Genomic DNA, 11,797 nt, shown 5'->3' with positions numbered 1-11,797 from the left:
CAACGTGACGAGGAGCGGTTCGCCCCCGCCGCCTGGCGCTCGATCAGAAAGCCTAGCCTTGCGGCATGGGCGTGGACATCGAGGTTCTTGTCGTCGACTGTGACCGGGTCGATGCGGCACCGGCGGGTGAACGGCGTGAACTGCTGGAGGAGGCCGCATACGGAGTCGAGGGTGACCTCGACGAAGAGGGCTGGATCTGGCCTTCGGCAGCGGGCACCGACTGGTACGGCCGGTACGCCTTCCGGCGCACCTTGGGCTCGTACAAGCCGCACTTCTGGGCGGGCGAGCGATGGGAGCACGTCAGGGATTTCGCCGCCCCGGGCCTGCGCGCGGCCCTCGACCGCTTCACGGCCGCACTGTTCTGGCAGGGCCTGGAGGACGTGGCCGGGGAGACCGCCGGGGGTCTGCCCGAGCGGGAGTGCCCGTGGGACGCGAACCTGCTCCTGTGGCGGCCACCGCACGACATCGCCGCCATCAAGGCCTTCTGGACCCAGGCAGCCCCTGAGCTGGACACCTTGCGGGAGCCGTTCGCGCGACACGCGGCGGTGCCGAACGGTTGGATCGGCGACTTCGTATCGTTCGCCGAACTCCTCAAGGGGTGGAGCGAGGTGGTCGCCGAGGCGGACCGCCGGGGCTGGGGCATCATCGGGCTTCGCTGCTGAGCCCCGAAGGGAGCTCCCCTCCGCGATGGCGTGCCGGACCTCCGCGACGGCGTGCCGGAGATACGGCGAGACACGGGGCGGACGGGGATACTGTCCGGTGTGATGCGGTTTGTACTGTTGTTCGTGCTCGCGCTCATGGGCTTCGGGCTCACGGCGCTGTCCCTCACGGTCTCGCCGTGGTGGTGGCCACCTGCCGCGATCGCACTGGCCCTGACCGCCGTAGGCCTGTACGACCTGCTCCAGCGCAAGCATTCCGTGCTGCGCAACTATCCACTCCTGGGTCACCTCCGCTACCTGCTGGAGAGCCTGCGCCCGGAACTCCAGCAGTACTTCGTCGAGCGCAACAACGACGGCCGTCCCTTCGACCGGGACGTCCGCAGCATCGTCTACGAGCGGGCGAAAGGCACCGCGGCGGAAGAGGCCTTCGGGACCGAACGCGACGTCTACGCCGAGGGCTACGACTTCCTGGTGCACTCCATCGCGCCCGTACCGGTACGCGAGACTCCGCCCGTCGTCCGCATCGGCGGTCCGGACTGCACCCGGCCGTACGACATGGCGCTCCTGAACGTCTCGGCGATGAGCTTCGGTTCGCTGTCCGCCAACGCCGTGCTCGCGCTCAACCACGGCGCCGCGCTCGGCGGCTTCGCCCACGACACGGGAGAGGGCGGCATCTCCGAGTACCACCTGCGGTACGGCGGCGACCTCGTCTGGGAGGTCGGCACGGGATACTTCGGCTGCCGCACGAAGGACGGCGGCTTCGATCCGCGGCAGTTCGCCGAGCAAGCAGCGCGCGACGAGGTCAAATGCGTGTCGCTGAAGCTGTCCCAGGGCGCCAAGCCCGGCAGCGGCGGCCTGCTGCCCGGCAGCAAGGTCAACGCGGAGATCGCCCGGGCCCGCGGCGTTCCCGAGGGCGAGACCGTCGTCTCGCCCTCCTACCACCGCGTCTTCAGCACGCCACGTGAACTGATCCGGTTCCTGGCACACATGCGGGAACTCGCCGACGGAAAACCCGTGGGGTTCAAGCTCTGCGTCGGATCCCGCCGCGAGTTCCTGGCCCTCTGCAAGGCCATGCTGGCGGAAGGCAGCACCCCGGACTTCATCATCGTGGACGGTTCGGAGGGCGGCACCGGAGCCGCGCCCCTCGAATTCGCCGATCACCTCGGTCAGCCCCTCACCGACGGACTGCTCATCGTCCACAACGCCCTGACGGGCGCGGGTCTGCGCGACCGGATCCGCATCGGCGCCAGCGGCAAGGTCGCCACCGGCGCCGACATCGTCAAGCTCCTCATCCAGGGCGCCGACTACACCAACGCGGCCCGCGCCATGATGTTCGCCGTCGGCTGCATCCAGGCCCAGCGCTGCCACACCAACACCTGTCCCGTCGGCGTGACCACCCAGGACCCACGCCGTGCCCGCGCCCTCGACGTGCCCGACAAGTCGCTGCGCGTCGAACGTTTCCAGACGGCCACGGTCGCCGGCGCGATGAAGATCATGGCGGCCATGGGGGTGTCCGAGCCCGGCGAGCTCCGCCCGCACATGCTGCGCCGGCGCACCGGCCCTGCCACCATCCTCGCCGGTCAGGAGCTCCACGAACGCCTGGCCCCCGGGGAGCTCCTCGACAACACCCCGCCGCACTGGGCCGATGACTGGTCGGCCGCCGATCCCGACCGGTTCGCCTAGCGGAGCGGCGGATGGGGCTTTGCGGTGATTCATGCAGGGCGCGAGGGGTACCGGCAGGGCGAGTGATCGTTGGCCCGCTGAAGCCAACCGACAAAAAATCGACCGATCGATCGACCAAATGACCAATCGGCAAGGAGAAGTCATGTCAGAGCACGGCAAGGGGGCGGGACGGCCTGTCCTGGTCGGAGTCGAGCAAGGAGGCGACCAGCCCGCCGTGGTGCGTTACGCGGCGCGGCACGCGTCGCTGCACGGCCTCCCACTGACCCTCCTGCACGTCGCGGCGGAGGGATCTTCGTTGGCCGGGCCCGGGGAAGGGCACGCAGACGGGGGAGAGCCGGGCCCGGTGACGCAGGCGGTGGCGACGCTCGTGAAGCCGTTGGTGGAGCTGGTCGAGACGGAGTTCCCCGATGTGGCGGTGACGGCAGAGGCCGTGGCCGGACGGCCCGCGGCGGTGCTGGTGGAACGCTCCGCCGAAGCGGCATGGCTGGTGGTCGGCCACCGCGGCGGTGGCGGATTCCCCCGCCTGCCGCTGGGCTCGGTGAGCTGGCAGGTGGCCACCCACGCCTCCTGTCCCGTCGTCGTGGTCCGCCCGGGGGAGAACACCGCCCGGGAGAACCGGGTCGTGGTCGGCGTGGACGTCCACGACGTTCCGCACGAGGCCCTGGATCTCGCCTACGCCGAGGCGCACGTCCGAGGAGCCAGGCTGGAGATGGTGTACGGCGCGTTTCATCTCGGCCAGATGCCCGCGGGGCCGGGCATGGTGGCGCCCAATTTCGAGGAGCTCGACGAACGGGCGCGACAGGCGCTGCGGGCAGAGGCCGCCAAGCGCCTCAGCCGGTACCCGGAAGTGGCGGTCGACCTGCGGGTCGAGCAGGTGCGGCCCGCGACGATCCTCTCCGAGGCGTCACGGCACGCGGCCCTGCTGGTCGTGGGTTCGCACGGACGTACCGGACTGCGACGGCTGATGCTCGGATCCGTCAGCGGCGAGGCGCTGCACACGGCGGAGTGCCCTGTGGCGGTAGTGCCGCACAGGCATTGATCGCGACGCGGTACGGCAGCCCGCGCCCCGCCGGGAGCCGGTGACCGCGGCCAACGGCTCCGTGGCGCGATTTCTCGGTCACCCCTGCCGAGCGACGCCGCCGGGACGGCCCTCCGTAACGCTGGTGCGGATGTCCGTCTTGCCTAGGGGGGACCATGGCGTGGAGCGTCGTCGTCCGTCGGCCGAAGGTGCTGGTGGCGAGCGGCCTGTGGGCACTGGTGTCGAAGCCGTGGGCGGGCAGCGTGCGTGTCGCCCGTCCAGAGGCGCCGCCGGTCCTGATGCGCCGCGTCGACGGATGCCTGGTGATCGAGGTCAGGGACTCGATCGGCCCGGCCGCCGAAGCGCGGCTGGGCCGGGTGCTGCATGCGGCGATCCGTGCGGGCGGGACGGGCGTGCTCGTCGACCTCCGGCGTGCGCGGGACCTCGGCGTCAGCGGATTCAGCGTGCTGCAGCTCGCCCGCACTCTGGCGGAGCAGCGAGGCCTGACCTTCGATGTTGCCGCCGAGGAACAGTCGACGCCTGAACTGCCCCGCTCATCGGCGAGTTGATGGTTCCCCCGGGACAGTGCACGCCGACTCACCCGTCACGGAGGATGTCCGGCACGCGCCCTCTTGCTTCGGTCGCCAGATGGCAGAGGAAAACGCGGCGTGGCCGGTGGGCAGCATCATGCGGTGGGCGCGGGGTGTGGGGGGATTGCTGGGAGGGGCGACGGATCTACTGGTCCGGCCGTTGGTCACGATGGTGCTCGACCGCATCGATCTGGACGCCCTTGTCTCGCGAGTGGACGTGAACCGGGTCGCGGACCAGGTGGACGTCGAGCGGATCGCCGTCCGTATCGATGTGGATCGGGTCGCCGACCGTGTCGACGTGAACCGGGTGGCCGACCGCGTCGACATCGACGCGGTGCTCGACCGGATCGACCTGGTCGGCCTCACGCGTGACGTGCTGCGCGAGATAGATCTCGGGCGGATCGTTCGTGACACCGGGGGCGGGATGACCGTAGAGACCGTGGAGGCGGTCCGGCTGCTCGGACAGCGCGGAGACCGAAACGTAAACCGCCTGACGGACCGACTACTTCGCAGGACTGCCCGCGCACAGGACGCGGACGCTGTCCGCCCTCAGGGCGGTGGTGCAGGCGGAATCCAGGGCAGTGATGCAGACCGACGCCAGGGTGACGGCTCCGGGCGACTCCGGGGTGACGGCGCAGGCCGCCCGGAAGGCGACGGCGCCGACGGACACGAGGGCGAAGTTGCGGGCCGACCGCAGGATGACGGCCCCGGTCGAGCTCAGGGCGATGGTGGAGGCCGACTCCGAGGGAGGGGCGGAGGCAGACGTCAGGGTGACGGCCCTGGGCGACTCAAGGGCAGTGGTAGAGGCCGACCTCAGGACGATGGTGGAGGCCGCCCGGAAGGGGACGGTCCCGGCCGGCTCCTGGGCGATGGTGGAGGCAGACGTCAAGGTGACCGCTCCGGCCGACTTCAGGACCACGGCGTAGGTCGCCCCCAGGACGTTGGCGCCGACCGACTCCAGGACGATGGTGCGGGCCGACCGCGGGATGACAGCCCCGGCCGACCTCAGGACGATGGCGTAGGCCGCCCTCAGAGCGATGGTCCCGATCGACTCCATGACGACGATCCAGTTCGACCTCAGGACGACCGCCCCGACCGCACCCAGGGCAACGGCCCCGGGCCGACGGTTCGGTGACCGTGGTGGGCGGCGGGGTTCGGCCCGGACCCGATGCTGCCGGGATCGTCTCGCGTGGGGTCGCGGCAGTGGTCGACGCGCTGATCCTGGCGTTGATGGGCCTCGCGGTCCAAGTGGGCGCCGGGTGCGCGCTCCTGCTCACCACCGGGCCCCCGTTCCGGTTCGCCGAGTTCCCCCCATGGCTCTCCGTGTCCGTCAGCTGGGCCGTGACGGTCGCCTACTTGGGGGGCGCGTGGGCCGCGATCGGCTGTACGCCCGGCTGCCGCCTGATGGGCCTGCGCGTCACCGACCGCGCGGGCCGACTGCTGGGGCTGCCGCGTTCCCTGGCACGTGCCGTGCTGTGCGTGACGTTTCCGCTGGGGCTGTGCTGGATACTGCTCAGTCGGCGCAGGGCGGCGCTGCAAGACCTGGTGGTGGCCAGCACCGTGTCGTACGACCGCCGTTGACGGAGACGCGCGACCGGCGTCGACCGTGTCATGCGGCCGCCATCGGTCGGGGTGTTACGACTGCCGTCGACCGGTTCTAGGGCCGCCGTCGGCGGAGACGCGGCCGCCGCTGACCGTGTTGTGCGGCCGCCACCGGTCGGGTGCTACGCCTGCCGTCGACCGGGCACTTCGACCGGCCAACCGCGTCCTGCGACCGCCGTGGACTGGTTGCTAGGACCGCCGTTGGCGGAGACCCGCGGCCGCCGCTGACTGTGTCCTGCGGCCGCCACCGGCCGGTTGCCAGGACCGCAGTCGAGGGCGTTTCGACCGCGCCGGCCGTGCCCCGCGCGCCATCGGCCGGGTGCTACGACCGCGTCAACCGTGTCCCGCGACCCCCGTCGACCGGGCGCTTCGACCGCCCCGACTGTGCCTTGCGCGCGCCGTGGGCGGGAGCTACGACCGCCATCCACCGCGCCCTACGACCGTCGCTGACGTGGCCCGGTGGTCTTGGCGGGGTGTGTCGGTGCCGGGGTGCGAGGGAGCATTGAGGCGGCGGCCAGGCCGCCGAGGCCGATGGCGGCCAGCACTACGAGCGAGACGGCGTACGGGCCCACGGACGGGTCGGCGACCAGGATGGTGCCTGCGATCGCGGTGCCCACCGAGGAGCCGAGGTTGGACACGCTGCGGGACAGGCCGGAGATCTCGCCCTGCAGATCCTCGGGGAAGCTCGACTGCACGATGTTCACCGACGGAGTCAGCATCACCCCGAGCCCCAGGCCGATGAGAAGCAGCCCGGGGGCGAAGCTCCAGGCGCTCGGTGAACCGTGGGCCATGGCGATGAGCAGACAGATGCCGCAGACGGTCACGGCGAAACCGGTCATGACGAGGGTCCGCTGCTCGCGCCGTTTGGCGAAACGCTCGGCGCCGAGCGAGGTGGCGAGCAGGCCCACGGTGGAAGCGCTGAAGATCACGCCGGTGCTGATCGCGTCGTACCCCCGGACGACCTGAAGATAGGCGGCGACCACGAAGGAGATCCCCATGAGCATCAGCCACTGGGTGTGCTGGGTGATCAGACCGAGGTTGGACGTCCGGTTGCGGAACAGCTCGGTGGGCAGGAGGGGTTGGGCCCCGGCACGCTCCTTGGCGCGTATCCAGCGGAAGAACGCCACCAGGACCAGAGCGCCGACCAGCAGCAGACCACCCGCGAGCCAGCCGTTGTCGTCCGTGGCGAGAATCCCCATGACCACGAGGATCAGACCGACGGCCGACAGGATCGCGCCGACGGTGTCGAAGTCGCGATCGGTGTCCACGGGCAGCGGATCGACGAGGTGACGGCTCAGCAGGATGATGACCGCGACCACCGCGGCCTGGAAGACGAACGCCGCCCGCCAGCTGATGGCCGAAGTGATGAGGCCGCCGAGCAACGGCCCGGCAGCCGCCCCGATACCGCCCATCGCCATGATCGCCCCGAATGCGCGGGCCCGATCGGTGACCTCCGTGAACAGGAGGGTCGTGAGGATGTAGACCGGCGGGATGAGCAGGGCGGTGCCGATGCCCTCAAGGATCGAGTTGCCCAGGATGAGGACGCCGAGGCCGGGCGCGACAGCGCTGATCAGCGCGCCGATCCCGTACACGGACAGGCCGACGACGAGGCAGCGCTTGCGGCCGAAGCGGACGGTGAGGGTGCCGGCGGGGATCATCAGGGCCGCCATCACCAGCAGGAATGCGGTGATCGCGACCTGCACGCCCTGCACGGTGGTGTCCAGGTCCTCGCTGATGTCCTGGATCATGACGGTCATGTTCGATCCGGCGAAGCTGCAGATGAACTGTGCCAGCGCGAGTGGCACGAGCATCCGGCGCCGGTCGCGGCGCCGCTGTAGGGCTGCTGCTGCGTCGGGTACGGACGCCACGGTCATCGCCTCGTTTCCACTGTGCTTCCCCCGTCGGACCGGTCCAGGGTCAGCCTCTTGATGGATCAGGCCACGGGCGTCACCCCTGGAGGGTGACGACCCGGCTACGACCGGTCGTGAGACTCGGCGTCACAGCGGTGCAATCGGCACCCTCCAGGAGCATGGGGGTTCGGTCATGACCACCTCGACCACTCACGACCGCGGTTCCACCACCGCGAAGGCGGTGGCTGCCGGCGGGTTGACGATCTTCGCAGCGGTGATGCTGTTCATCTCCGGGTCCATGGACTTCTGCCGCGGCCTCATGGCGGCGCTCGAGGACAAGGTGTTCCTCAACACGCCCGACTACGTATTCGAGTTCGACCTGACGACCTGGGGCTGGATCCACATGCTCTTCGGAGCGGTCGCGGTGATCGTCAGCCTCGGTCTGCTGGTGGCCATGAAATGGGCCCGCGTCATGGGCGTGATCATCGCCGCACTCATGGTGATCGCCAACTTCCTGTCGATTCCGTACTACCCCCTGTGGTCCCTGACGCTGATCGCGCTGGACGGCTTCGTCATCTGGGGTCTGTGCGTCGTGAAGAAGGAAACCCTGTACTAGCCGAAGGGGCCCCATGAAGGACGGACGGGCACGTACCAGGGACGCGAGGGCCGAGCGGATCGCGGAGTTCGTCGCGCCGCTGCGAGTCGAGCCGGGCTCGAAGGTGAACCTGTCCAAGGACTTCGACCCCGCTCGCAAGGCAGGCATCAAGAGCCGGAAGGAGGGAGAGGAGCTGCTGCGCAGCGGGGTCGTCCTGCTGGCCGACTACCAGCAGAGGCTGGCCGCCGAGGGCAGCCACGGGGTGCTCCTCTGTCTCCAGGCGCTGGACGCGGGAGGCAAGGACGGCACGATCCGTCATGTCATGAGCGGGGTGAACCCGCAGGGCGTGCACGTCGCCAACTTCAAGGTGCCGTCGGCCGAGGAACTGGGGCACGACTATCTCTGGCGCTACGGCCGCAGGCTGCCGCGCCGCGGAGAGATCGGCATCTTCAACCGGTCGCACTACGAGGAGGTCCTCGTGGTGCGGGTGCACCCGGAACTCCTGGACCGCCAGCGGCTGCCGGGCAAGACCAAGGGCAAGAAGAAGTTCTGGCGCCGGCGCTACCGGGAGATCAACGCGTGGGAGCGCTATCTGACCGACAACGGGTTCAGGATCGTCAAGGTGTTCCTGAACCTGTCCAAGGAGGAACAGCGCATCCGCTTCCTCAAACGGATCGACGTCCCGGACAGGAACTGGAAGTTCTCGGCGGCGGACGCGCGTGAACGCACCCGGTGGGACGCCTACCAGGCGGCGTTCTCCGACATGCTGTCCGCCACGAGCACGCCCTGGGCCCCGTGGTACGTCGTGCCCGCCGACCACAAGTGGTACGCCCGCATCTGCGCATCCGCGGTGCTCTCCCACACCCTGATCGACATCGATCCGCGCTTCCCGGAGATCGACGACAAGAGCCGCCACGAACTGGAGCTGGAAAAGCGGCAGTTGGAGGACGAAGCGCCAAGCGGCGCGGCCCGCGACCCGTATGCGGAGTCGCTCAGCCTCCGAGGCCTTCGAGGCCACCGGGACCACCAAGGCCACCGGGGCGATCGGAGGCGGGCGCGATGACCGCCCAGGCGCCGGGCCAGGGCGCACCTGTGACACCGGGTCACGCCTGGTACGCACGCTCGGCAGAGGCGGTGGCCGGGCAGCTCGGCGTGGACCCGGCCGTGGGCCTCGACGCCGCCCGTGTGGCGTCGAGGCGCGCCGAGGACGGGCCCAACGTCCTCCCGGAGGAGCGGCCGACACCGGCCCTGCTCCGGTTCCTCGGTCAGTTCACCTCGTACATGCAGATGATCCTCGTCGCCTCCGCGGTGGTGTCGCTGGCCATCCAGGAATGGGGCACGGCGGTGGTGCTGATGGCACTGACCGTGCTGAACGCCGTCATCGGGATACGTCAGGAGGGCAAGGCGGAGAGCGCCATGAACGCCCTGAAGGCGATGACGAAGGCGACGGCGCGGGTGCGGCGCGAGGGGCGCGAGGCCGAGATCCCCGCCGAGGAGGTGGTCGTCGGGGACATCGTGCTGCTCGCGGCGGGGGAGGAAGTACCCGCGGACGGACGGCTCGTGGCGGCCAGCGCCCTGCAGATCGACGAGTCCGCGCTCACCGGCGAGAGCGTCCCCGTGTCGAAGGACGCCACAGCCGTGAGGGGGGAGGAGCTGGGCCCGGTCGACCAGACGGACATGGCGTTCATGACGACCCCGGTCACCCACGGCAGCGGCGTGCTGGTCGTCACGGCCACCGGCGCCGCCACGGAACTCGGCCGCATCTCGGGCATGTTGTCGGCGACCAAGCGTGAAGAGTCGCCTCTCACCCGGGAGTTGAACCGGCTGACGCTGTGGATCGTCGGAGCGGCCGGGATCACCATGGTCGTGATGTTCGCCCTGGGACGCGGACGGGGCGAGGCGTGGGACGCGCTGTTCATCAGCGCCGTGTCGCTGGCCATCGCCGCCGTCCCCGAGGCGCTGCCGACGGTGACGCAGACCATCCTGTCGATGGGCGGGCTCGACCTGGCCCGGCGGCACGCCATCGTCAAGGATCTGCCGTCCGTGGAGACGCTGGGCTTCACCTCGGCCGTGAACTCCGACAAGACCGGCACCCTGACGATGAACCAGATGACCGTGGTCGAGGTCGTGGACGCCTTCGACCGCTACACCGTCTCGGGAAGCGGCTACGCCCTCGAAGGCAAGGTCCACCACGCCGCGGGCACCAGCGCCTCCATCGACGACGCGATCCTGCCCTATCTCGTCGCCAGCGACGCCTCGCTCGTGGACGGGCGGCTGGTGGGCGACCCCACCGAAGGCGCGCTTCTCGTGCTCGGCCACAAGGCGGGCCTCGACGTGACGGCGACCCGCGAGCGACTGCCCCGGCTCGCCACGCTTCCGTTCGACCCGGCGTACAAACTGATGGCCACCTTCCACCCGGCCACCGACGACAAGGGACAGCCGGTCGTACGCTGCTTCGTCAAGGGCGCGGCGCCCGCCGTCCTCGCCCGCACCGCCACGGCCCTCTCTGGCCACTCCGAGATCGCGTTCGATGCCTGCCTGCGGGAGCGGGCCGAGGGCGAGGTCGAGCGGATGGAGCGCATCGGCCACCGGGTGATGGCCGCCGCCACCCGGGACCTCGACCCCGCGACGGTCAAGCTGGACGGCGATCTCCTCGCCCTGGTCACGGAGTTGCGGATCACCAGTCTCGTCGGCATGGTCGATCCACCGCGCGCCGAGTCCAAGGCCGCCGTCGCCGCCGCGCAGGCCGCCCACATCCGCGTACGGATGGTCACCGGCGACGACGTCATCACCGGTGCGGCGGTCGCCGAGCAGGTCGGGATCGGCGGCGAGGCGATCCTCGGCGCCGAGTTCGCCGCCCTTCCGGAGGACGAGCGGCTCGCCCGCATCGACGACATCGGCGTGGTGGGCCGGGTGGCCCCCGAGCACAAGGTGCTGCTCGCCGAGACCCTGAAGAAGAACGGCGACGTGGTCGCGATGACCGGCGACGGAGTCAACGACGCCCCCGCCATCAAGGCCGCCGACATCGGCATCGCCATGGGCTCCGGCACCGAGGTCGCCAAGAACGCCGGGCGGATGATCCTGTCCGACGACAACTTCGCGACGATCGTCCACGCGGTGGAGCAGGGCCGCAAGATCTACGACAACCTCACCAAGTACATCCGCTTCGTCCTGGTGCTCCTCGTCGTGTTCGTGCTGACGTTCCTCGGCGCCGCCGTGTTCGACATCGCCGACGGCGAGCCGTTCACGCCCCCGCAGGTGCTGTGGATCCACTTCGTCGTCAACGCGGCCTTCGGCTTCTCCCTCGGCTTCGACCGGGTCAGTCCCGGACTCATGGCCCGGCGCCCGCGGCCGCGCGGCGAAGCGGTCATGACACCCGCCCTGATGCTCACGGTCGGCCTTGCCGGGGTGGCCGTCTCCGCCGGACTGCTCGCCCTGATCCAGCTGGGCGAGTCGCGCTACGACAGCGTGCGCGTCGGCAACTCCATCGCCTTCGCCTCGTTCGCGCTGTGCCTGATCGTGGCCGCCCTGGAGTGCCGCAGCCAGACCGGAACGGTGCTGACCGCCGACACCTTCGACAGCAAGCAGCTGAACTGGACGATCCTGGGCGAGTTCATGCTCGCCGTCCTGGTGACGCAGACGGACGCCTTCAACCGGCTCCTGGACACCGTGCCGCTCGGCATCGGCCAGTTCGGCTGGGCGCTCCTGCCCGCCCTCGCGCTGCTCGCGCTGTGGGAGGTGGGCAAACTCATCGCCCGGAACCGCGCGCGGCCCGCGGGCCCCGAGCGGCGGTGAAGCGG

10 protein-coding genes are annotated in these 11,797 nt (G+C 70.2%); 8 read left to right on the top strand and 2 right to left on the bottom strand.

Annotated elements, in window-relative coordinates:
* The first annotated feature begins 65 nt into the window (after positions 1-65).
* The 4 genes from OG302_RS03320 to OG302_RS03305 all read left to right on the top strand — a co-directional run bounded on the left by OG302_RS03320 (position 66) and on the right by OG302_RS03305 (position 3,929).
* Positions 66-662 carry a hypothetical protein gene (locus OG302_RS03320; RefSeq protein ID WP_371525280.1) on the top strand — a complete coding sequence of 199 codons (597 nt, stop codon included), beginning with the start codon at positions 66-68 and terminating at the stop codon, positions 660-662.
* A gap of 135 nt (positions 663-797) precedes the next feature.
* A complete protein-coding gene (locus OG302_RS03315; protein ID WP_371750005.1) occupies positions 798-2,342 on the top strand; it encodes an FMN-binding glutamate synthase family protein in 1,545 nt (514 codons plus the stop codon).
* Between the two features lie 142 nt (positions 2,343-2,484).
* Positions 2,485-3,381, top strand: coding sequence for a universal stress protein (locus OG302_RS03310; RefSeq protein ID WP_371525279.1), 897 nt, complete (start codon positions 2,485-2,487; stop codon positions 3,379-3,381).
* A gap of 155 nt (positions 3,382-3,536) precedes the next feature.
* Positions 3,537-3,929 carry a hypothetical protein gene (locus tag OG302_RS03305; protein WP_371525278.1) on the top strand — a complete coding sequence of 131 codons (393 nt, stop codon included), beginning with the start codon at positions 3,537-3,539 and terminating at the stop codon, positions 3,927-3,929.
* 523 nt (positions 3,930-4,452) lie between these two features.
* Here the strand turns inward: OG302_RS03305 and OG302_RS03300 are convergent.
* Positions 4,453-5,007, bottom strand: coding sequence for a hypothetical protein (locus OG302_RS03300; RefSeq protein ID WP_371525277.1), 555 nt, complete (start codon positions 5,005-5,007; stop codon positions 4,453-4,455).
* Positions 5,008-5,081: 74 nt separating this feature from the next.
* On the opposite strand from OG302_RS03300, the gene OG302_RS03295 reads away from it, so the two are divergent.
* Positions 5,082-5,531, top strand: coding sequence for an RDD family protein (locus OG302_RS03295; RefSeq protein ID WP_371525276.1), 450 nt, complete (start codon positions 5,082-5,084; stop codon positions 5,529-5,531).
* Positions 5,532-5,986: 455 nt separating this feature from the next.
* Here OG302_RS03295 and OG302_RS03290 read toward each other — a convergent pair whose 3' ends face one another.
* Positions 5,987-7,426 carry an MFS transporter gene (locus OG302_RS03290; protein WP_371525275.1) on the bottom strand — a complete coding sequence of 480 codons (1,440 nt, stop codon included), beginning with the start codon at positions 7,424-7,426 and terminating at the stop codon, positions 5,987-5,989.
* A gap of 169 nt (positions 7,427-7,595) precedes the next feature.
* Here OG302_RS03290 and OG302_RS03285 point away from each other — a divergent pair, with 169 nt between their 5' ends.
* The 3 genes from OG302_RS03285 to OG302_RS03275 are packed head-to-tail and all read left to right on the top strand — an operon-like array spanning position 7,596 to position 11,792.
* Positions 7,596-8,018 carry a hypothetical protein gene (locus OG302_RS03285; RefSeq protein WP_371525274.1) on the top strand — a complete coding sequence of 141 codons (423 nt, stop codon included), beginning with the start codon at positions 7,596-7,598 and terminating at the stop codon, positions 8,016-8,018.
* A gap of 13 nt (positions 8,019-8,031) precedes the next feature.
* Positions 8,032-9,060 (top strand): polyphosphate kinase 2 family protein, encoded by a 1,029-nt coding sequence (locus tag OG302_RS03280; protein WP_371525273.1) that lies wholly within the window; start codon positions 8,032-8,034, stop codon positions 9,058-9,060.
* Positions 9,057-11,792: a cation-translocating P-type ATPase gene (locus OG302_RS03275; RefSeq protein WP_371525272.1), complete on the top strand. Its 2,736-nt coding sequence runs from the start codon at positions 9,057-9,059 to the stop codon at positions 11,790-11,792. Before OG302_RS03280 ends, OG302_RS03275 begins: the two co-directional genes overlap by 4 nt.
* Positions 11,793-11,797: the final 5 nt, after the last annotated feature.

It is taken from the genome of Streptomyces sp. NBC_01283 (assembly GCF_041435335.1).
In the GTDB taxonomy this organism is placed as follows: domain Bacteria; phylum Actinomycetota; class Actinomycetes; order Streptomycetales; family Streptomycetaceae; genus Streptomyces.
This window is presented reverse-complemented; position numbering and strand designations above follow the sequence as displayed.